Origin of the sequence: Streptomyces zhihengii (assembly GCF_016919245.1) — a bacterium.
Classification (GTDB): Bacteria; Actinomycetota; Actinomycetes; order Streptomycetales; family Streptomycetaceae; genus Streptomyces; species Streptomyces zhihengii.
The window spans coordinates 1695562-1716006 of record NZ_JAFEJA010000002.1 but is presented as its reverse complement, the minus strand read 5'-3'; the positions used below and the strand labels follow the sequence as shown (position 1 = coordinate 1716006).

Genomic DNA, 20445 nt, shown 5'->3' with positions numbered 1-20445 from the left:
CGCCGGTCCCGGGCGTCAGGAGGGCTCGGTGGCGGTCAGCACCAGGGCTGCCTGATCGTCGTCGATGACGTCGCCGTCGGTGAAGAAGTGGACGGCTCGGGTGAGCGAGTCGATGATCTGCTGCGCCCCCGGGCGGGCGGGGACGCCGGCGACCGCCTCGGTGAGACGCAGCTCGTCGAACATCTCGCCGTCGCGGCGGCGTGCTTCGGTGATGCCGTCGGTGTAGAGGACCAGGCTCTCGTGGGGTCGCAGGTGCAGGCGGTGGGGTGTGACGTGCAGGTCGGGTCCGATGCCGAGCAGCATCCCCTGGGCGTCGACGGTGCGGACGGTGCGGTCGGCGTCCAGGTGCAGGGGCGGGGTGTGGCCGGCGCGCACGAGTTCGACGTCCAGCCCGGTGGGGGTGGGGATGAGCTGGCCGTAGATGAGGGTGACGAATCCGGTGCCGTGCCCGGCGGGCCGGTTGGTCAGGGCCCGGTTGACGGCGTTGACGACGTCCTCGGGGCCCGGCAGCAGCGGGGCGACGGCGCGGGCGGTGTGGCGGACCAGGGCGGTGGTGGTGGCCGCGATGGCGCCTCGTCCGCAGACGTCGCCGAGCATGAACGCCCACCGGCCGTCGTGCAGGGGGAAGACGTCGTAGAAGTCGCCGCCGATGTCGAGCCCTTCTCCGGCGGGGTGGTAGTAGGTGGCCACGTCGGCGCCGCGCACCTGGGGCAGGTCGGGCAGCAGCAGACCCGCCTGGAGGTCGCGGGCGAGGGTGTGCCGGTGGGTGTACTGGCGGGCGTTGCGGGCGGCCAGGGCGGCGCGGCGGGCGAGTTCTTCGGCCAGGGCGACGGTGTGCCCGTCGAAGCTGTGCTCGGCGGTGGACAGCAGGGTCACGGCGCCGAAGGCCCGGCTCCGGTCGACCAGCGGGAGGCACAGGTAGCCGGTGACGCCCAGGTCGTGCCAGGGTCCGGGTCCGGTGGGGGTGCGGCGGGCGACCTCGCTGGTGCCGGAGGCCAGGACACGGGCGACGGCGTCGTCGGCGGCGTCGAAGACGGGGATGTGCGAGGCCAGCAGGTCTTGCGCACGCTGGGTGGGGGCGGCGGTCGCCATGCGGCGCACCCGGCCGCTCTCGATGACGTCGACGGCGCACAGCGACGCGAGCTTCGGCACGCAGAAGGCTGCCAGGCGGCTCAGGATCTGGCCTGCGTCCAGGGCGGAGGACAGGGCCGTGCTGGCTTCCAGGAGGAAGGCGAGGTCGTCGCGTGCAGCCTTCTCCCGGGCCTCGGCCGTCGTGCGGGCCTGCTCGGCGTGATGGCGTTCGATGGCCAGGGCCGCGGTGTCGGCGAAGGTCCGGGCCAGCGCCAGGTCGGCTTCCTGGGGGGCCCGCGGGGTGCGGTGGTACATGGCGAAGGTGCCCAGCAGCGCGCCGTCGCGGGCCAGGATGGGCGTGGACCAGCAGGCGGCCACCCCGGCCTTGTCGGCCAGGTCGCGGAAGTCGTCCCAGAAAGGATCAGTGCGGATGTCGGTGACGATCACGGGCCGTCGCCGGTGGGCGGCGGTCCCGCAGGAGCCGACGCCTTCGCCAGCAGCAATGCCGTCGATGGCCTGATTGTAGAAGTCGGGCAGACTGGGCGCGGCACCGTGGTGCAGATGGCGGCCGTCGGCATCGGCGAGCAGCACGGAGACGAGGACTTCCTCGGGGGCGAGGTCCTCAATGGCCCGGGCCATGCCGTCCAGGACGTCGGCCAGGGGCGCCTGGCGGGCGATCTGCTCCAGCAGCACCCGGTGCTCGGCGGTCAGTCGCTTGGCCTGCTTGACCTGCGTGGACTCCACGCCGATCACCCGGACGCCCATGACGTTGCCACCGGTGTCCAGCCGGGGCTCGTAGGAGAAGTCGAAGAACCCCTCCCGCGCCCCCGCGCCGACGCCCAGGATCACCCGGGCCTCACGAGCGGTGTACGCCTCGCCCGTGCGGTAGACCCGGTCCAGGAGCGTGAGGAAACCCTGCTCGGCGAGTTCGGGCATCAACTGCCCGAGCGGCAGGCCGGTACGGGTGCGCTCGGGGCCGCCGATCGTCGTGAAGAAGGCGGTGTTCGCCGTCTCCAGCATGTGCGCCGGTCCGGCGAGGGAGGCGAAGATGGCGGACGACTGTCCGAACAGCGACCGCAGGTCCTGATCCCCGTCCGCGGGGCCGGTGACGCGCGCGGCTGCCCTCCCGGCGGGCTGAGAGGCGCCGGGCCGAGGTCGGCGCTTCATGCGTTCCGGCCGTCCGTCGGCTGCGCCGTGGCGGTGGACGCCGTGCCGTGTCGGCCCGTGCCTGCGGCGAGCGCCTGATCGGCGTCGGTGTACACCGGGAAGACCTGGTCCAGTCCTGTCACTGAGAACTGCCGCGCCACCGACGGGGGCAGGGCCGCCAGCCGCAGCGCCCGCCGCTGGGCGGCCAGCTGCTGGAACAGCCGCAGCAGCCCGCCGATACCGGACGAGTCGCAGAACGTGAGGCGTTCGCAGTCGGCCACCACCGGGCCCGCCTCCGGCCCCCGGGCCAGTTCCTCGTCGCCGGCCTCGTAGAGCTGGACCATGCTGTCGAAGTCGAGTTCCCCGCGCAGCGCGAACACCGCCCCTCGCGCCTGCTGCGTGACCTGCACCGAGAACACCGTTCAGCTTCTTTCGTGTGGAGCGTGTGCGGACAACCCTGCCCACAGTAAGAGGCTCGCTCGCGGAGCCCCGGCCAGCGGGCGGAGTGCGCCGTCACCTCCAGGAGCAGCCCTGAAGCCGACGGAAGCCCCCGGGCCGGGGGCTTCCGCCATGAACATGAGAGGCGGCACTCGCCTCGGTGCCCGCCGACACTCCCGAGCCCGGCTCCCGGTCCCGGGAAACCGGCCGCCTCGGCGCGCTGCGGGACAGGGCACAGCTATGCCCGGGCAGGGAACCTCTGCAGGATCGACTCCCGCTGCCGGGGCCCCAGCCCCTGCACCCGCCGGCCCTCGGGGATGGCCAGCTCCTCCATGACCTGCGCGGCGCGAACCTTGCCGACGCCGGGGATCGCTTCCAGGAGCTGGCGCACCTTGGTCTTGCCGACGACGTCGGAGGTGCTGCGCAGTACGTCGGGCAGGGAGCGCTGCCGGGACTTCAGCTCCCCCAGCAACTGGGAACGTTCCCGGCGGACGAGCGCCGCCTTCTGCAGGGCCGCGGCCCGCTGCTCGGGGGTCAGGGTGGGCAGATCCGTCATCGTGTGCCTCTCTCGCTGTGTCTCATCGCGGTGTACGTCTTGCCGCCCGAGCGCCTTTCAGTCCTGCTGACTGGCTGATTCCCTGCGGCAGCACCTGCGGTGACGCAGCCTCATCGGCAGCGCGTGATCGTGGCGAGGGTCATGCCACGCACGCCTCGAATGCCCCCGTGTGCGGCTCATGGGCGTGTTGCCGCGCCCGCCACCGGCCCGGACGTGGAACCGTCTCGGCATGACCGAAGGATTTCCACCTCATGTGCCCGCGGCGCGGATCACCGTACTCGACGTCCAGCCCGGCAACCCGCCCTTTCGCATCGTGGAGGTCGACGGAGAATTCGTCGGCAGGGCGATGTCGATGACCGATGTCCTGCTGGTCGCCTCGGAGGCGGGGATCCCGATCCATGACCTCGACGATCTGGACGAGGTGCGGTGGGTCGGGGGGAACAAGTACGCCTGGACTCCGCACTGAGCCGAGGGGCCGAGGCGTTCGCGCGCGGCAAGGGACCGGTAGCGACGGGCTCCTCGGCGGGAAGCGGGCCCGGTACGGGGCCGGACGGGACTCGCGGCCCGGCTGTCCGCGGGCACGGCTAACCTCGCGCTTTCATGAAGCGGGCTGTCCGACGGGCGGTCAGGTAAACGAGAAGTGCCTCTGACCAGCAAGAATGAGGATTGTCGAGGTCCTTGTTCCTGCCATGCCGGAGGCACTTCCCAGGTGAAGAAGCGTATCGGGTCCTATCCACGCGTCCGCATCGAGGGCGGTGGTCGCGGAGTGGTGTCCCAGGCCGGGGCCGTGCTGCTGGTCGAGACCGCCCGCAAGGCCGGGCTGGACCAGGCGATATCGACGGCACTGACGCCGTGGCGACGTTCACGGGCAGTGCACGATCCAGGGAAGATCCTGCTGGACGTGGCACTCGCGGTCGCCCTGGGCGGGGACTGCCTCGCGGATGTCGGGATGCTGCGGGCCGAGCCGGCCGTGTTCGGGCCGGTGGCGTCCGACCCGACCGTCTCCCGGCTCGTCGACACCCTCGCCGCCGCCGGGCCGAAGGCCCTGTCCGCGATACGGGCCGCGCGGGCCGAAGCCCGCGAGCGCGTCTGGAGCCTGGCCAAAACCGCGGCTCCTGACGCGGGCGGGCAGGTGATCGTGGACCTGGACGGGGTCCTCGTTCTGGCCCACTCCGAGAAGCAGGACGCCACCGCGACCTGGAAGAAGACCTTCGGACACCACCCCCTGATGGGGTTCGTCGACCACGGAAGCAGTGGCAGCGGGGAGCCGGTGGCCGGCCTGCTCAGGCCCGGCAACGCAGGCAGCAACACCGCCGCCGACCACATCACCACCACCCAACTCGCCCTGGCCCAGCTGCCGAAGAAGTACCGGCGCGGACGCCGGACGCTGATCCGTACCGACTCAGGAGGCGGCACCCACGAGTTCGTCGCCTGGCTCGCCCAACGCGGCCGGTGGCTGTCGTACTCGGTCGGCATGACCATCACCGAGCAGATTCACCAGGCCGTCCTCAAGGCCCCCGCCTCGGCCTGGACGGCGGCGACCGAGCCCGGCGGCGAGATCCGGGACGGGGCCTGGGTCGCCGAACTGTCCGGCGACTGCCTGAAGGGCTGGCCGAAGGGAATGCGGCTGATCGTGCGGAAGGAACGGCCTCACCCCGGCGCCCAGTTGCGGATCACCGACGCCGACGGCCTGCGGCTCACCGCGTTCGCCACCAACACCACCGGCATCCCGATCGCCGCACTCGAACTGCGGCACCGCCGGCGAGCCCGGGCGGAGGACCGCATCCGTGCCGCTCGCGCCACCGGCCTGCGCAACCTGCCCCTGCACGACACCAAGCAGAACCAGATCTGGCTGGAGATCGTCCAGATCGCCCTCGACCTCCTCGCCTGGATGCCCATGCTCGCCCTGACCGGCGAAACCCGCAGGTGGGAACCCCGCCGCCTGAGGCTCCGCCTCTTCTCCGCCGCCGCCCAGCTGGTCACCACCGCCCGCCGCCGGCACCTGCGGTTCGCCCGCCACTGGCCCTGGACCCACATGATCACCGACGCCCTGGCACGACTCGAAGCCCTCCCGAACCCCGGCTGACCAGCGTGTTCCCGTCCCTGCGAGCAGCACCACCCCCGCCGGAGCCGTGGAACCCGGCGCCCACCCGACGCGACAGCCGGGCCATCAGCCTGACCACCACCAGCCCGAACAACCGAAACGGCCCGCCGAAGAAACCCACGGACCGTCACGAAAGATCGAGGCTAAGGTCGACTCCGACCACCTGCCGTCTGTCTGTTGTGCGAGGTATCCATGTCGTCCCCCGCTCCTGAGAGCCGCGACGAGCTGCTTCAGCATTTCGGTCGCGACGGGTTGCGGCGTTTCTCGCGGGCGAGCCTGTCAGGGGCGCGGCTGCCGGAGACGGCTGCCGTGCTGCTGAAGGAGTCCGGCGTTCCCGTGGTCGTCCCTCCGTACTTCAGCGCCCCGCTGGAGGGGGACCCGGTGACCCTGGGTGCTGTCGCCGCCCGTTCGGCGGGACCGCGGCCCCATCCGGAGCTGGAGAGCTGGCCGCGCATCGGCTTCGACGGTCTGGCGCATCTGTGCGTCCGGCCCGACGGCGCGGTGCAGGCCGTGGTGCTGAACGGTGTGGTGGACGACATGTTCGTCAGCACGGACGTGTCCACCCTCGGCGCGTCCCTGGTGGCGCTCGACCGTGCGCGGTCCCTCCTTGCCGTGGCCTCGGGGCTGCCGGAGGCAGCGGCGGTCTTCCGGGACCTGGCGGCGGAGCTGCGGCGGATCGACGCCGCGGCGTTCGAGGAGCGCGAGTCCTGGTGGCCGCGCGTCCTCGACGACGTGCGGCACACCCTGAACTTCCCGTTCTCCGCCGCGTTCGCGTACGTCGACTCCGCCGGCGCGGAGCACGTGGTCACGGAGGCGACGGGGCCCGGGCGTCCGCACCCGGAGGAACTCATCTGGAAGCGTCTGTCCGGCGAGGGTGTCGAGCCGCATCAGGTGCGGCGGGTCTACTGCGAGCTGGAGCCGTGCCTCATGCCGGGTCACTACTGCGCGGTGTGGATGAAGGAGACCTTCCCCGAGGCGCAGTTCACCCACAGCTTCGACTACGGGGAGACGGCCGGATCCCGTGAAGAAGGCTTCAAGGAGCTCGTCGTGCACGCCGCGGAGCAGGCGAGGGGCCGGTGACGCGGTGGGAGCGTCCCGCGGCCGGCCGTGAGCCGGCGGCCGCGGCCCTGCTGGGCTGGCTCGCCGATCCCCAGGCTCCCGGGCTGTGTCTGGTGTCGGGCTCGCAGGGGTCCGGGAAGTCGGAGTTGCTCGCCTGGTTCGTGCGTCACGGCAGCCGGAGCGACGTGGTGCCGGAACGTGCCGTGCACGCCGTCGCCCTGCCGGCAGAGCCCGAGACGGCAGAAGCCGTGTCGGCGGGACCTCTGGCGGCTGGACCCCTGACGGCGGGTCAGAGCGTGCTGGGTGCCGTGTGGGCGATCGCCGATCAGCTCGGGATCGTGGCGCGCGCCCCGGGGGAACTCGTGGCGGCACTGGAGCGGGACGCCCGCCACACGGTGATCGTCCTGCCCGACCTCCATGACGCGGATGTGGCCGGGTTCGTCATATCGCTCGCCGAGCTGCCTCAGGTCCGTCTGATAGCCGAAGCCCGCTCGGGCAGTCCCGCCCACCGTCTGCTGTCCGGGAGCCCGTGCGCGGAGCTGGACCTGGATCGTGCTCAGTGGCGGGACGAGGAGCGCTTCGCGCTGTGGCGGGAAGCGGTGGCCCGGAGCCCGCGAGAGGTACAAGAGCACCGGTCGGACGACGGCGCGGCGCCCGACCTGTCCGATCCGGTCGCCGTCTGCGAGGCGGACCCCTGGAAGGTCACCGCCGCCTACGAGAGGGACACCGGCCATGAGCACGGTGGTCTCCGGGCCGCCTGGCTGAGGGCGGGGCAGGCCCTGTGCGCGGAGTCGCGGCCCGCCACCCGTGCGCTGACCCTTCTGGGCGTGCTGGGCGACGGTGCGGACCCGCGGATCGCCGTCGCCCTGCACGAGGCCGCTGCGGGGGCCGACTGGCGGATGCTGTGGCGTCGCGTCCGCGGGGATGTCACGCCGCCGTGGTCCGGCCCCGTCACCGCCGCGGCGGTGGGACAAGGGCCGCTCGCCGGAAGCGTGGTGCTCGCAGATGCCCATGGCGTGGTGCAGGCCGTCTCCCTGGACGGCGCCGCAACGCGCGGGCGTCTGCCGGAGCTGTGCCCCGACCCGTTGACCGCGAGCGTCCTCCCGGACGGGACCGTGCTGGTGCTCGACGACGGCGGCCGGGTGACAGCCCATTCCGGCTGGGCGACGCGCTCGGCGGGCTCGGGACTCGCCGGACTGCTGGCCGACGGCCCCGGTGACACGGAGCGCCTGCTCGACGCGCTGCGGGGGCAGCGGGGCACGGCCCTCGCCCATGCGGCAGGGCCCGGCCCGGGAACCGTGGCCCTCGGCGGCGCCGACGGGACCGTACGGCTCCTCGGCGACGTCACGGATGCGGCCCCCCTGCACAACGGGCCGGTCCGGGCGCTGGCCGTTCTCGACGTGCCCCTGGGCGACGGGGTGAGCACGCCCCTCTTCTACAGCGGCGGGGCGGACGGTGCCGTCCGCGCCTGGGCACCGGGAAGTGCTCCGATGGCGGCGCCCGTCCTTCGGCGGTCGTCGCCGGTGGTCTGTCTCGACGCCGCGGTCACGGCGGGCGGCGCGACGCTCGTGGCCGCCTGGGGCGACGGCCTGGTCGAGTACGTCGGCTGGGACAGCGGCGTTCAGCAAACGTTCCGGCCCGGCCCGCCCGTCCGCGCGGTCGCGCTGGACGGCGCGGGCCGCGTGGTGATCGGCATGGACGAAGCTCTGACCTGCCTCGTGCCGAAGCAGGAACGTTTCCATGAAGACGGGACGCAGCAGCCGCCGTTGAGCTGACGGAACTCCACAGGGCCCTCACGGAAGCAAAGTTGACGAGCGCTCAGTCACCCGAAAGAGTGACAGTTTCATCGTCGAACGGGGGTTCACATGGGCATGACGCTGCCCGACGACCTGGTCGAGGTCCTGGACCTGGTGGGCGTCGACTGGCCGAAGATCGACGAGGACGACGTCAAGGCGTCCGCCAAGGACTACCGCAACCTGGCCGAGGGCATCCGCGACGCCGTCAAGGAGGGCAACAAGGCCTGCTCCCACATCGTCGCCGGCAAGAGCAAGGGCGCCACGGTCAACGCCATCGACCGCCGCTGGGGCAAGCTCACCACGCGCGACCTGGCCACCTTCGCCAAGGGGTGCGACGACCTCGCCGGCGCGCTGGACCAGTGCGCCGACCTCATCGTCGGCTGCAAGATCGCGATCATCGGCAAGCTCACCGCGACGGCCGCCACCGCGACCGCGGGCGTCGTCGGCATGTTCTTCACCGTCGGCCTCAGCGGGCTGCTCTCCGCCGCGGCCATCGCCGCGGCGCGCTTCATCATCCAGGAGGCGATCGACTACGCCATCGGCGAGATCACCGCGATCGTCACGGACAAGATCGAAGGGAAGATCCTCTCCGAGATCGAGAAGCTCTTCTCCGACCACCTCGGCGCGAGCACGCAGGACGTCATGGCCTCGGGCAGCGCGGACATGGCCCAGGACCTCGTCATCGAGTTCGACGAGTTCGACCGCGCGGCCGGCGACTACAAGAAGACCGCCGACAACTTCGGCACCAAGAAGGGCGAGTTCACGACCGGCGGCGCCGGACGCAAGACCTCGGTGAAGAAGGACAGCCGGTTCCACAAGCTCGCCACCGTCATGGACAAGGCCGAGGACGCGGTCGACAAGAAGGCCGACGAGATGGTCAAGACCCTCGAGGACCACGGCGGCAAGATCGACAAGAGCAAGTCCGACCAGAAGGGCACCGACAAGAAGACCAAGGACGAGGTGGACAAGTGCAAGACGCCGGACGGCGACGACGACACCCCGATGTATCTGCTCAACGCCGACGGCACCGTCCGTGAGCTGCACGCCGACGGAACCACGAGCAAGGTCAGCGCCACCGACGACTCGGGCATACGGAACATCATGCAGCCGGACGGGACGGTATGGCGCCACACCGGGAAGGGGAAGAACCCGTTCCCGGTGCAGAAGTCGGACACCGCCAAAGTCACGTCGACGAAGATCCAGCCCGGCAGCACCGACCTGTCCCGAGCAACGGAAATAGCCCGTTTCGCCAAAGGCGACTACGGCGGAACGAATTTCGCCGCCGCTCGATATGTCGACCCGGACACCAACAAACCGATCATCCTGGTCGGCGACAGCGAAGGGCCGCACTCGGAAAAGACGATCGGTTACCCGATACTCAAAAGCGGACGCCAGGACGGACTGGAGGCGGTATACACTGAGCGCGAACCATGCCAATTGTCCCCGAGATGCGACGCCTGGCTGGCCCGGCATTTCGGTCAGGACCTGGAAGTCACACACGCCAACAACTACGACCAGACAGACAAATCGAATGCGCGTGACAGCGAGCACAGGAAATACATGCAGGACCTCAAGGCGCGTCACACGGCTCAAGGCCACCCGTAGCAGCTACCCGAAGATCGGCTCACCCTCATGTTGACCACCATTCCGCCGCAGCGGCTCCTCGACGTGTTCGGCATCACCGGAGTCGTCTACTTCGCGATCCCCCAGGAGTCGGGACTGCGGCAGGAGACAGCCGGCTTCCTCTCGTTCACGGGCCTTCCCACGAGCAAGTGGTTCACCCCCGAGGACGATCTGGAGGAGCGTGAGTCGATCTCCCGCACCTCCGGCCTGCTGGAGTACTTCGAGGACGAAGGATCCGAGGCTCCGGCCGGCTGCGAGAGCTGGGAAATTCTGGGGCGGCTCCTGCACTGGACCATCTTCATCGATCCCGAATCGGGGAAGGTCTACGAAATTCCGGAGGGGGACGATGTGATCACGGAGATCCATGCCGATGTCACGTCCCTCGTCCACGCGTTGATCGTGCTCCAGGAGGGCGAGCGGGAATTCAAGGGAATCTCGGACCCTGACTACACCGTCCATGCCGATATCGTCGAACGAATGAAGTCCGAGATCCTGAGGATCGACGAGACGCCTTTCTCCGGCGCGGAAAGCTGCTGGAACCGCCTGTTCGAGGAGATCTCCCTCGGAATGTGGGGATGATTCTCATCGGGTTACCGAAACCGATCAGGAAGAACGAGGAAAGTTCACGACTTTCACCGAATCCCCGATCGGACTGGTGCAGGCGTACGGCCTGGAAAATGTCACCTACTTCCCACAGCGCATGCTTGTCACCTTCGTGCTGCCGCAGACGAAGGTGGTTGCGGAAAGCAGCTCCCGTGTGAGGCGGATGCCGGTGAGATGCTCGGCGAGTGCGAACGCCGCCGGGCCCGCGAGGGAGTCCGCGGTGTCGGAGGTCTCCGCCGTGAACTGGAAGCCGATGTCGTGCATGGGCTGCAGGACGTCGTCAGGGGTCGTGCCCCACCGGCTGTCGGGAAAGAGCGGCTCGAACGACAGGCGCTTCGTCGTGTCCTCGGCCCAGAGGAACGCGTCGACGCCGTTGATGTTCGCGAAGTGCGAGATCCAGCGCGTGCCCGCGGAGGCCGGCAGGGCCCGGTCCTCGCTGACGCCGAGGTAGCCGTTGGGCTCGATGATCAGCGTCCAGTCCCCGACGGTCGTCATGGCCAGCAGCTGCCGGGCGTCGTCGGCGCACAGTAGGTCGTACGCGGCCTCGTCGATCTCGTCCGCGCCGGTCCTCGGGGGCTCGTCACGGCCGTCGAGGCGCTGGAGCACGTCCAAGGGAGACAGCCCCTGCACCAGGGTGACGCAGTAGGCATTGGCGAGTTCGGGGAAGTCTTCCTCGAACCACAGGTAGTCGGCAGCGGTCGCAGTCATGCCCGAGATCATCTCCGAGAGCACTGACAGTCGCACGTGTCCGCGCCCGAGGGCCGGCCGTGTTGTGTGCGGGGCGATCCCCCGAGGCGGCCGTCTCCGTGATCCGCCGGCCCGCCCCGGGCGGGCCGGCGGATCACGGTGCGGAGGTGCTCCGGGCGCGCACCGAGGCCGGTCGGGGACCTCAGCAGGCCTGCTGCGGGCCCGAGTTGACGGTACCGACACGGCCGATGACCGTCTCGTCGCCGAGACCGGTGCCTGCCGCCCGGGCGATGTAGCAGGAGTACCTGGTCTTGTTGATCACTTCGAGGTGGATGTGGGCGCCGGTGTTCCCGTTGACCTGGTAGCAGGAGGAGTAGCGGAACCTGCCGGTCTGGCCGAGCCGGGTCCAGGGGCCCACGGTGGCGCCGACCGTGATCGAGGCGGGCTTCTGGTCGACGTGCATGACGTCGGCGCGGCCCACGATCGTCCCCGTCGAGTCGTCGCGGGCCTCCAGGCCGATGCGCCAGCCGCCGTCGGCCAGGTTGCCGGTGGCGCAGCCGGGGGTGACGGTCACGACGCGTACGGTCACCGGGCTGCCGGCGGAGGTCTTGCTGCCGAACGGGGACACCACCGTCGCGCCGGGGTTCTGGTAGATGTCGACCGACCAGTCGTTGAGGTAGCCCCAGTTGGAGAAAACCCGGTGGTGGGACGAGGGCGGCGTCTGGCCGAAGCGGTCCCAGAGGGAGGACCCCTGAATGGGCGGGTAGACCGCGATGGTGGCGGCGGCCAGCGGTTGTGCCTTCGGCCCGGCGTCCTCGGCCATGGCCGAGGGAGCGGTCAGCAGAGCGGTGGAGGCGGCCACTGCGCAGGCGATGGCCCATCGTGCGTGGCGGAGCAGTCCCATGTGGGCTCCCGGTGGGTGGAGGGAGAGGCGGGGCGCCAGTCAAGCATTGGGACAGCGGGGGCGCCAGGGTGCATGGGGTGATGATTGGGCGTCAACTTGCCTTTGTCAGAGGCGAGTTGGGGAAGGAAGAGAGGGTTCGGGCGTCGGCTGGTCCATCCGTGTCGCGTCCGTGCGGGTCTGTTGGCGCTCGGCCCGTCGGCCGGCCTCCGGCGCCACCGACCGTCCCCGGCGGCCTCGGTGTTCCCCGGGACGCGGGCGCGGTTGCCCGTCGGTGTGGGAGTCCCCGGCCTGCGAAACGGATGGGTACCCTGCTTGACCTGCTGGGTTACCCCTCACACACTGACGCGTGCCCGGCAGGGCAAGGGGAGAGAACCAAACATGACCACGCTGGAGAATCACCTGGACCGGTGCGAGCAGCTGTTCGTCGCCGGCGGGCACGCCGCCGTGCGGCGCGCGGCGCAGGAAGGGCTCGACGCGCAGGGGCCGCAGCCGGACCTGTACTGCTGGCTCGCGCTCGGACACGTCGCCGAGGACGACGACGACCACGACGACTGTGCCGAGGAAGCGTTCCGGGCCGGCCTCGCGCTCCAGGCGGACCATGCGGGGCTTCTCGCCGGGTACGCCGAGTTCTGCCTCCGCGCCGATGCTTTCGAGCACCCCGCCCGGGCCGGCCGGGCAGCCGGGCTCTCGCGGCGGCTGAGGGAACTGGCACCCCACTCCGCGGAAGCCCAGCGGCTGGCCGAGGCGGAGCGCTGGGCCCGACGAGGCTACTGGGAGGACATCAGGATGCGGGCAGCGGCCAGGACCGCCGAACACCGCAGCACCGAGGCACAGGCACGCGCTCTCGCCGCCGACCTCGCAGGGGGCAAGGTGGCCGCGGCGAGTGCCGTCGACCCTGCCGACCGCGAGGCCGCGGTGCGTGCCGCGACCCTGGGCATGCTCTCCGGACCGTGGAACGCACCGGTCCGTCTGATCGGTCGCCACCGCACGGCCGTCTGGGCCGTATCCGTCGGGTTGGGTCTCCTCACCAACGTGCTGCTCCGTCAGACGGGCACTGTCGAGTCGTTCGGCATCTGGGGATGGCTCTGGCTCGCGCCCGTGCTGCTCGTCGACCGCCGCTTCGCCGCGGTGCGCAGGGAAGCCGAGGTGCGCCATGTCGCCGCTCTCGAGGCCTCCCTGGCCGCACGCGGTTGACGGGACGACCGCTTCCGGTGGGTGAGCCGCGGAGCGGCCGTCCGGGCCCGGACGGGGGTGCGAAGGTCAGCAGCGGGCACGGGGCCGCGGGCCGCGGCGGACGTTCAGAGGTGGCCGTCCAGGAGCGCCCGTACCTCGGCGGTGGTCATGGGCCCCGTGCCGTGGGCCACCGCCTCCCCCTCCTTCAGCAGGACGCAGGACGGGGCTCCGGTGATCCCGTAGCGTTCGGTCGCGGCCGGGCAGCGGGTGATGTCGGCGCGGACGACCGTCAGGCGGCCCGCGCAGTCGTCGGCGATGCCGCCCACGACGAGGTCCATCGCCCGGCAGGGCTCGACGGCCTTGGGCCATGTCCCGGTGAAGCAGGCGAGGACCGGGACGTCGCTCATCCTGAGGATGAAATCGAACTCCGCGTCCTCACGGGGCCGGTGCACCCGCTTCGCCATGGAACCTCCTGACCTCGTGTCCGTTGCGCCGTCCCCATCATCCCCCGCGCGGTGTGCCGGCCCGTGTCGCCGGCGATACGGGCCGGTTCATCCCGGGGACGGGGCCGTGCCCGTCAGCCGGTCCGGAGACCGACCGCCAGTGTCAGTTCGAGGAAGCGCTGCGGCGATGCGAGATCCGGGAACAGCTCCCGCAGCTGCGACATCCGGTACCGGACCGTCTGGGGGTGGACGAACAGCGCCGCCGCCACCTCCTCCCGCCTGCCCTGGTGCAGCAGCCATGCCCGCAGCGTCTCCTCCAGCCGCCGGGCGGTGGCGGCGGGCAAGGTGCGCAGCGGTGCGAGGGCCCGGGCGCGCAGGTCCGCGAACGCTTCCGCGTCGGCGCTCAGCACCAGCGCGGGCAGGTGGTCCTCGGTGTCGCGGATGTCGGAGGAGAGGGAGCGCGCGCGGACGGCCCGCGCGTACGAGGCGGACGCACGGGCCCATGGCCGGGCCGGGCCGACGACGGCGGAGCGGTCGGTCAGCTGCCTCAGGAGATGTGGTCGGTCCGCATCAGGAACGAGCAGCACACCGGTGGCGTCCGGCAGATCGTCGAGGACGAGGGTGCTCGGGTCGAGCACGCGGTAGGCGGGCCGGGCCTGGGCGGCGGGCAGCAGGACGGCGGTCAGCGAACCCGGGGGCTGCCACCCGGCGCGCTGGACGGAGGCCAGCAGCACGTCCGTGCTCGCGCCGGCGAGCAGGTCACGGGCCAGGTGTTCCAGGTGTCGCTCGTGGGCCCTGCCCCGGGCGGCCAGTTCGTCGGCGTGGCCCGCGGCGCTCGCGGCGGAGAGCTCGTCGATGTAGGCGAAGGTCAGCTCGGCGAACTTGGCGACCTCGGCGGCGGGCAGACCCGCCGGTACGGCGCCCGCGGCCAGGCACCGCCAGGCCACGCGGGCGCCGACGCGGTACGCGCCGAGCAGGGCGTCCATCGTCCGGCCGTCGCGGACCTCGCCGCGGCCCAGCTCGTACGCCGCGTCGCCGGCGTCGCCGCCGGTGGCGTTCCCGCTCGCCAAGTCCAGGTAGTGCCCGAGGGCGGTGCGGACGGCCCGGCGGATCCTGGCGCCCATGTGGCCCGACAGGGCGTTGGCGTAGGGAGGGACCTCGTCGATGATCGCCTGGACGACCTCGTCGGCGGTGGTCTTCAGCTCCGCCCGAAGCGCAGTGACCGTCGTCTCGTCGAGGGCCAGCTCGCTGGCTCTTTGGATTGCTTGGCTCATTTTTTGTTCCCTGCGAACAATTCAGACGACCAGATTCACGTCCTGTGGTCAGGACTTTACGCCTTGGGGCACAGCAAGCTGGAGCCATGACGAGTACGGCCCTGCGCGGCAGGGCGTGGAAACTGCTGGAGATGGTCACGACGCCGCTGCTGCCGTCGGACTACCTCGACCTGGTCAGCCCGCTGCGTGCGGGCGCCGACCTGCGGGGGCGCATCGAGGCCGTGCGCCCCGAGACGGGTGACGCCGCCACCATCGTGATCAGACCGGGACGGGGCTGGCGCGGCCACACCGCCGGCCAGTACGTGCGGGTCGGCGTCGACGTCGACGGGGTGCGCCTGTGGCGCGCCTACTCCGTCACCTCGCCGACGCACCGCCGGGACGGCCGCTTCACGATCACCGTGAAGGCGATCCGTGACGGCAAGGTCAGCAACCACCTGGTCCGCCGGGCGAAGCCGGGCACGCTGATCCAGCTCGACCAGGCCACCGGCGACTTCGTGCTGCCGCGGGCCAAGCCCGCGAAGGTGCTCTACCTGACGGCCGGCAGCGGCATCACGCCCGTGATGGGCATGCTGCGCGACAGCGAGTTCGACGACGCCGTCATGGTCCACTGCGCGCCGCAGCCGCACGACGTGATCTTCCGCGAGGAACTGCACGGCCTGGTCGCGGCCGGGAAGCTGAGGCTCACCGAGGTGCACACCGCAACGGACGGCATGCTCGACGTCGCCCGTCTCGGCGAGCTCGTGCCCGACTGGGCCGAGCGCGAGACCTGGGCCTGCGGGCCCGCGGGACTGCTCGACGCCGCCGAGGAGCACTGGAACGGGCACGGTGTGCCCGAGCGCCTGCACACCGAGCGCTTCCGCCCCAACGTCGTCGTCGCCGGGGCGGGCGGCGAGGTCACGTTCAGCACCACCGGCAAGAGCGTCGACGCGGACGGCGCCACGCCGCTGCTCGACGTCGGCGAGGACGCCGGGGTGCTCATGCCCTCCGGGTGCCGCATGGGGATCTGCTTCGGCTGCGTCACGCCGCTCAAGGCGGGTGCCGTCCGCGACCTGCGCACCGGCGAGATCACCGAGGCCGAGCCCGGCGTCCTCATCCAGACCTGTGTGTCCGCCGCCGCGGGCCCCTGCGACATCGAACGGTAGGAGCACCTTGACCGCCATCGACCCCACCGCCCACCTGACCGCGGAGCAGATCGAGGAACTCGGCCGCGAGCTGGACGCGATCCGCGACGAGGTGATCGCCAGCCGCGGCGAGCAGGACGCCGCCTACATCCGCAAGGTCATCGCGGCACAGCGCAAGCTGGAGCTGGTCAGCAGGGGTGTGCTGCTGTTCTCGATCTTCCCGCCCGCGTGGGTGCTCGGCACCGCCGGTCTGTCCGTGGCGAAGATCATGGACAACATGGAGATCGGCCACAACATCCTGCACGGCCAGTGGGACTGGATGCGCGATCCGAAGATCCACTCCACCACCTGGGAGTGGGACCACGTCTCACCGGCCGCACAGTGGAAGCACTCGCACAACGAGCTGCACCACACGTACACCAACGTGATCGGCAAGGACAACGACCTCGGCTACGGCATCATGCGTGTCGACGAGGACCAGAAGTGGCACCCGTTCCACCTCGGCCAGCCGCTGTGGAACTTCGTCAACGCCTGCTTCTTCGAGTACGGGATCGCGGCGTACGACCTGGAGCTCGGCAGGAACCTGAGCAAGCACCGCCGCAAGAGCCCGGAGTTCCGTGCGCGGGCCAGGGCGGTGGGCCGCAAGATCCGCAAGCAGGTGCTCAAGGACTACGTCGTCCACCCGCTGCTGTCGGGCCCCTCGTTCCTCCCGACGCTCGCCGCCACGTTCACCGCGAACCTGGTCCGCAACATCTGGTCCCACTCCGTGATCATGTGCGGGCACTTCCCCGAGGGCGTGCAGGTCTTCGAGCGCCGGTCGATCAACGGCGAGACGCGCGGCCAGTGGTACCTGCGCCAGATGATGGGCTCGGCGAACATCAGCGGCAGCAAGGCCATGCACTTCATGACCGGCAACCTGTCGCACCAGATCGAGCACCACCTGTTCCCCGACCTGCCGAGCAACCGGTACGCCGAGGTCGCGGTGAAGGTGCGCGCGCTGTTCGAGAAGTACGAGCTGGAGTACGTCACCGGCCCCCTGCCCAAGCAGGTGTACTCCGCGTGGCGCAAGGTCTTCCGGCTCTCGCTGCCCAACCGGAAGCCGCACGTCAAGGCACCGGAACGCGAGCGGGAGCTCGTCGCGGCCTGATCCCGGTACCGCTTCGTCCGACCGGGACGCGGGCGGTGTGGGTGAGGGACGGGGGCGGGCCCGGGATGCGGCCGGTGCTTGCCGGGGCACCGTCGTTCCCCCACACCGCGGCCCTGCGCGAGGATGGCGCCATGCTCCTCTCCACCTACCGCGTCACCATGTACGATCCCGCCCACCGCGACGAACACGGCCGCTACGACGGCCCCTTGGAGCCCGTGAGTGATCACGGCGAGCGTGAGGCTGCCTACCTGCAAGCAGTCGAGGCGTTCGCCGTCGACGCCGGCGTCGAGTGGTTGCACGTCCGGGAGCCGATGGTCCCCTCGTTCGTCCACTTCGGCGCCGCGCCGCTCGTCGAGGGCTTCGGGCTGGACGGGCTGATCCCCGGCGGTGTGCGGGGTTTCCACGACGGGGCGGTGGTCTCCCTGGCCACGGGGCTGGAGCTGGTGCGGGTCATGCTGCGGGAACAGGGGGCCTGGTGCCGTCTGGAGGTGGAGGGCGTCTTCGCGGTGCATGTCGGCTGGGACCAGTACGTCTACGTCTCGACCGGCGCGCCCGGCGAGCGTGCGCTGGCCCTCACCCGCGAACTCGGGCTCTTCCCGGAGGCGCTGGACGCCTCGCCCTACGTCATGGAGCGGGACGAGGGCGAGATCCAGCGGCCGGGCGACGACTTGTTCTGGGCGGCGCTGGACTGGTCGGTCTCCTCGGGGTGCGCGGGTCTTCTGGAGGAGACGTACGCCGACGGTGCCGTGCGGTGGCACAGTCTCCTCGACGCCGACCTCGGTGCCGTGCGCGCCGGTCTGGCGCCGCGTGCGCGGCTGGCGGTGTGGCCGGCGCTCTCCCGCGATGTCGGCGCCGTGGTCGCGGCCCTGCCCGACGACGGGCTGATCGAGGGCGTGTGGCAGGACGCCGACGGCCGGATCCACAGCGCCGTCGTGGACGAGGAGAGCTTCGCCGAGCTGACCGCCCGCCTGTCCGGTGCCGTCGCCGCCTGCCTGCTGTCGATGTATGCCGAGGAGCGGGTGCCGCTGTTCACGGCCGTCATGCCGGACGAGGACGGCGTCGTCCGTGCACGCTGGGGCACCGACCCGACTCCCGACGACCGCACGTGGGCCTTCCTCACCATGCTGCGACGCGGGCAGGTCGTGACGGGGACCGTGACCCGGATCGCGCCCTTCGGTGTCACCTTCGTCGATGTCGAGGGCTTCGAGGCCTTCATCAACATCCCCGAGCTGTCGTGGCGCCGCTTCGAGCACCCCTCCGACGTCGTCTCCGTCGGCGAGCGGATCCGGGCGGAGGTCCTGGACGCCGACCTGGTGCGCGGCCGGCTGGCGCTGTCCCTCAAGGGCCTGCAGGACGACCCGATGCGGGAGCTGACCGGGCTCGTCGGCCGCACGGTTCGCGGCCGCGTCACCAAGCTCATCCCCTTCGGCGTCTTCGTGCGCGTCGAGGACCGGCCCGACGGCTTCGAAGGGCTGGTGCACAACGACGAGTTGCTCGACCGGTGGGCGGACGATCCCCAGGCCGGCATCGCGGTCGGCGACGAGATGCGTGTGAAGGTCCTCGCCGTGGACCCGCCCCGCCGTCGCATCACCCTCTCCGAGCGCCGGGCCGACGAGCCGGAGAGCTGATTCCGGTGCCGATGCCCCGCCGAAGAGCAGGCCCGGGGCGGTGGCGCCTCGGACGGTGGCGGTGGCTTGTTCGCGTCGGTGACGGGTGGCAGAGTTCCGCGGACGACCATGCCGTGGTGGCAGGAGGTCTGAGGAGGGGCTGCGGTGTTGGTGGCGATCGGACTGCTGGTGATGGGACTGGCTGCCGCAGGGTGGGGCGCGGCATTCCTCTTCAATCTGCGGGGCGCGACGGATCGGGCAGTGACGCGCCGCAACGCGGTCCGGGCGGTCACGGCGGCTCGGATGTCGGACCTCTCGCTCGCGGAACCGTCCCTGCTGGGCGCCTGGTTCTTCCGGTTGGTGGGAGGCATTCTGCTGCCGGCCGGTCTGTTCATCGCGTTCATCGGCCTGGTTTTCACCATCGCCGGGCCGCCGTGATCCCCCGCGGGCTTCGAGGGGATGCGCCGCGCGGGGTGTCCCTGCGGCGGCCCCCGCTCCGGGCGCGGGCTCGGAGCGGGGGCCGTCGGTGGGTCAGATCGTGGCGGTGTCGATCACGAACCGGTAGCGCACGTCGCTCGCCAGCACGCGCTCGTACGCCTCGTTGATCTGGTCGGCGCGGATCACCTCGATCTCCGCGCCCAGGCCGTGCTCGGCGCAGAAGTGGAGCATCTCCTGGGTCTCGGGGAGGCCGCCGATCCCGGATCCGGCGAGGGTCTTACGGCCGCCGATGACGGAGAACAGGTTCAGCGAGACCGGCTCCTCGGGGGCGCCGACGTTGACGAAGGCGCCGTCCGTGCGGAGCAGGCCGAGGTACTTGTCGACCGGCAGCGGCGCGGACACCGTGGAGACGATCAGGTCGAAGGTGCCCGCGAGCTCCTCGAAGGTCGCCTCGTCGGAGGTCGCACGGTAGTGGTCGGCGCCGAGCTTGAGGCCGTCGGCCTGCTTGCGGAGCGACTGGGAGAGGACGGTCACCTCGGCGCCCAGTGCGTGGGCGATCTTGACGCCCATGTGGCCGAGGCCGCCGAGCCCGACGATGGCGACCTTCTTGCCGGGGCCGGCCTGCCAGTGGCGCAGCGGCGAGTACAGCGTGATGCCCGCGCACAGCAGCGGGGCCGCCTCGTCGAGGGCGATGCCCTCGGGGATGCGGACGGTGAAGCGCTCGTCCACGACGATGTGGGACGAGTAGCCGCCGTAGGTGGGCTCGCCGTTCTTGTCGAGGGCGTTGTACGTGCCGACGCTGCCGCCGGTGCAGTACTGCTCCAGGCCGGCCACGCAGTTGTCGCAGTCGCGGCAGGAGTCGACGAGGCAGCCGACGCCGACCCGGTCGCCGGCCTTGAAGCGGGTCACGCCCGGGCCGACCTCGGTGACGATGCCGGCGATCTCGTGGCCGGGCACCATCGGGTAGATGCCGGTGCCCCAGCCGTCACGGGCCTGGTGGATGTCCGAGTGACAGATGCCCGCGAACTTGATGTCGATCAGTACGTCGTGCTCGCCGACCGGTCGGCGCGGAATGGTCGTGCGCTCCAGTGGGGCGCCCGCGGCGGGGGCGGCGTAGGCGGGGACGGTGGAAACGTTCGTGGTCATATCGTCGAGCCTGCCCGGTCGCCGAGGAGTCACCCAGCCCTCTGTTGTGCCTACGTCCGCCGTGCCTACCACTGGCAGGGTCAGGCTCACCCCACGGGCCGCCGCGGGC

General features: G+C 71.0%; 19 protein-coding genes. 11 read left to right on the top strand and 8 right to left on the bottom strand.

Features of this window, described 5'->3' with window-relative positions:
• Positions 1–15 precede the first annotated feature (15 nt).
• From JE024_RS34995 to mihF, 3 genes are all read right to left on the bottom strand, one after another.
• Entirely contained in the window at positions 16–2238 is a 2223-nt protein-coding gene (locus JE024_RS34995; RefSeq protein WP_205377883.1) for a GAF domain-containing SpoIIE family protein phosphatase, read from the bottom strand.
• Positions 2235–2636 carry an STAS domain-containing protein gene (locus JE024_RS34990; RefSeq protein WP_205377882.1) on the bottom strand — a complete coding sequence of 134 codons (402 nt, stop codon included), beginning with the start codon at positions 2634–2636 and terminating at the stop codon, positions 2235–2237. The genes JE024_RS34995 and JE024_RS34990 overlap by 4 nt, the downstream gene beginning before the upstream one ends.
• A 257-nt stretch (positions 2637–2893) precedes the next feature.
• Positions 2894–3211 carry an integration host factor, actinobacterial type gene (gene mihF, locus JE024_RS34985; RefSeq protein ID WP_205377881.1) on the bottom strand — a complete coding sequence of 106 codons (318 nt, stop codon included), beginning with the start codon at positions 3209–3211 and terminating at the stop codon, positions 2894–2896.
• A gap of 229 nt (positions 3212–3440) precedes the next feature.
• Between mihF and JE024_RS34980 the strand changes: the two genes are divergently transcribed.
• From JE024_RS34980 to JE024_RS34955, 6 genes are all read left to right on the top strand, one after another.
• Positions 3441–3677, top strand: coding sequence for a hypothetical protein (locus JE024_RS34980; protein ID WP_205377880.1), 237 nt, complete (start codon positions 3441–3443; stop codon positions 3675–3677).
• Positions 3678–3920: 243 nt separating this feature from the next.
• The gene (locus JE024_RS34975; RefSeq protein ID WP_205377879.1) at positions 3921–5297 is read left to right on the top strand and encodes an IS1380 family transposase; all 1377 of its coding nucleotides are present in this window, start codon (positions 3921–3923) and stop codon (positions 5295–5297) included.
• 210 nt (positions 5298–5507) lie between these two features.
• Positions 5508–6395, top strand: coding sequence for a nucleic acid/nucleotide deaminase domain-containing protein (locus tag JE024_RS34970; RefSeq protein WP_205377878.1), 888 nt, complete (start codon positions 5508–5510; stop codon positions 6393–6395).
• Positions 6392–8149, top strand: coding sequence for an AAA family ATPase (locus JE024_RS34965; RefSeq protein WP_205377877.1), 1758 nt, complete (start codon positions 6392–6394; stop codon positions 8147–8149). The genes JE024_RS34970 and JE024_RS34965 overlap by 4 nt, the downstream gene beginning before the upstream one ends.
• A 90-nt stretch (positions 8150–8239) precedes the next feature.
• Positions 8240–9775 (top strand): WXG100-like domain-containing protein, encoded by a 1536-nt coding sequence (locus JE024_RS34960; protein WP_205377876.1) that lies wholly within the window; start codon positions 8240–8242, stop codon positions 9773–9775.
• Between the two features lie 27 nt (positions 9776–9802).
• On the top strand, positions 9803–10372 hold the full coding sequence (locus JE024_RS34955) for an SUKH-4 family immunity protein (RefSeq protein ID WP_205377875.1): 570 nt from the start codon (positions 9803–9805) through the stop codon (positions 10370–10372).
• 105 nt (positions 10373–10477) lie between these two features.
• Here JE024_RS34955 and JE024_RS34950 read toward each other — a convergent pair whose 3' ends face one another.
• Entirely contained in the window at positions 10478–11104 is a 627-nt protein-coding gene (locus tag JE024_RS34950) for a DUF6461 domain-containing protein (RefSeq protein ID WP_205377874.1), read from the bottom strand.
• 181 nt (positions 11105–11285) lie between these two features.
• Complete coding sequence (locus tag JE024_RS34945; protein WP_205377873.1) at positions 11286–11987, bottom strand: hypothetical protein; 702 nt, start codon at positions 11985–11987, stop codon at positions 11286–11288.
• 378 nt (positions 11988–12365) lie between these two features.
• On the opposite strand from JE024_RS34945, the gene JE024_RS34940 reads away from it, so the two are divergent.
• Complete coding sequence (locus tag JE024_RS34940) at positions 12366–13181, top strand: hypothetical protein (protein ID WP_244883394.1); 816 nt, start codon at positions 12366–12368, stop codon at positions 13179–13181.
• Between the two features lie 104 nt (positions 13182–13285).
• On the opposite strand, the gene JE024_RS34935 is transcribed toward JE024_RS34940, so the two are convergent.
• Together JE024_RS34935 and JE024_RS34930 are read right to left on the bottom strand one after the other, a co-directional pair.
• On the bottom strand, positions 13286–13624 hold the full coding sequence (locus JE024_RS34935; RefSeq protein WP_205377872.1) for a thioredoxin family protein: 339 nt from the start codon (positions 13622–13624) through the stop codon (positions 13286–13288).
• Between the two features lie 113 nt (positions 13625–13737).
• Complete coding sequence (locus JE024_RS34930; protein WP_205377871.1) at positions 13738–14877, bottom strand: PucR-like N-terminal domain-containing protein; 1140 nt, start codon at positions 14875–14877, stop codon at positions 13738–13740.
• Positions 14878–15008: 131 nt separating this feature from the next.
• On the opposite strand from JE024_RS34930, the gene JE024_RS34925 reads away from it, so the two are divergent.
• The 4 genes from JE024_RS34925 (at position 15009) to JE024_RS34910 (ending at position 19190) form a co-directional block, all read left to right on the top strand.
• Complete coding sequence (locus JE024_RS34925) at positions 15009–16019, top strand: ferredoxin reductase (protein WP_205378526.1); 1011 nt, start codon at positions 15009–15011, stop codon at positions 16017–16019.
• Between the two features lie 7 nt (positions 16020–16026).
• Positions 16027–17145, top strand: a complete 1119-nt coding sequence (locus tag JE024_RS34920) for a fatty acid desaturase family protein (protein WP_205377870.1) — start codon at positions 16027–16029, stop codon at positions 17143–17145.
• Positions 17146–17276: 131 nt separating this feature from the next.
• Complete coding sequence (locus JE024_RS34915) at positions 17277–18773, top strand: S1 RNA-binding domain-containing protein (RefSeq protein WP_205377869.1); 1497 nt, start codon at positions 17277–17279, stop codon at positions 18771–18773.
• Positions 18774–18917: 144 nt separating this feature from the next.
• Complete coding sequence (locus JE024_RS34910) at positions 18918–19190, top strand: hypothetical protein (protein ID WP_205377868.1); 273 nt, start codon at positions 18918–18920, stop codon at positions 19188–19190.
• Positions 19191–19283: 93 nt separating this feature from the next.
• On the opposite strand, the gene JE024_RS34905 is transcribed toward JE024_RS34910, so the two are convergent.
• Positions 19284–20336: an NAD(P)-dependent alcohol dehydrogenase gene (locus JE024_RS34905; RefSeq protein WP_205377867.1), complete on the bottom strand. Its 1053-nt coding sequence runs from the start codon at positions 20334–20336 to the stop codon at positions 19284–19286.
• Positions 20337–20445 lie beyond the last annotated feature (109 nt).

Coding starts and splice junctions, on each gene's coding strand:
- JE024_RS34960 (WP_205377876.1), top strand. CDS start 8,240: ATGGGCATGACGCTGCCCGACGACCTGGTCGAGGTCCTGGACCTGGTG.
- JE024_RS34930 (WP_205377871.1), bottom strand. CDS start 14,877: ATGAGCCAAGCAATCCAAAGAGCCAGCGAGCTGGCCCTCGACGAGACG.
- JE024_RS34970 (WP_205377878.1), top strand. CDS start 5,508: ATGTCGTCCCCCGCTCCTGAGAGCCGCGACGAGCTGCTTCAGCATTTC.
- JE024_RS34995 (WP_205377883.1), bottom strand. CDS start 2,238: ATGAAGCGCCGACCTCGGCCCGGCGCCTCTCAGCCCGCCGGGAGGGCA.
- mihF (WP_205377881.1), bottom strand. CDS start 3,211: ATGACGGATCTGCCCACCCTGACCCCCGAGCAGCGGGCCGCGGCCCTG.
- JE024_RS34905 (WP_205377867.1), bottom strand. CDS start 20,336: ATGACCACGAACGTTTCCACCGTCCCCGCCTACGCCGCCCCCGCCGCG.
- JE024_RS34935 (WP_205377872.1), bottom strand. CDS start 13,624: ATGGCGAAGCGGGTGCACCGGCCCCGTGAGGACGCGGAGTTCGATTTC.
- JE024_RS34940 (WP_244883394.1), top strand. CDS start 12,366: ATGACCACGCTGGAGAATCACCTGGACCGGTGCGAGCAGCTGTTCGTC.
- JE024_RS34915 (WP_205377869.1), top strand. CDS start 17,277: ATGCTCCTCTCCACCTACCGCGTCACCATGTACGATCCCGCCCACCGC.
- JE024_RS34980 (WP_205377880.1), top strand. CDS start 3,441: ATGACCGAAGGATTTCCACCTCATGTGCCCGCGGCGCGGATCACCGTA.
- JE024_RS34945 (WP_205377873.1), bottom strand. CDS start 11,987: ATGGGACTGCTCCGCCACGCACGATGGGCCATCGCCTGCGCAGTGGCC.
- JE024_RS34955 (WP_205377875.1), top strand. CDS start 9,803: ATGTTGACCACCATTCCGCCGCAGCGGCTCCTCGACGTGTTCGGCATC.
- JE024_RS34950 (WP_205377874.1), bottom strand. CDS start 11,104: ATGACTGCGACCGCTGCCGACTACCTGTGGTTCGAGGAAGACTTCCCC.
- JE024_RS34925 (WP_205378526.1), top strand. CDS start 15,009: ATGGTCACGACGCCGCTGCTGCCGTCGGACTACCTCGACCTGGTCAGC.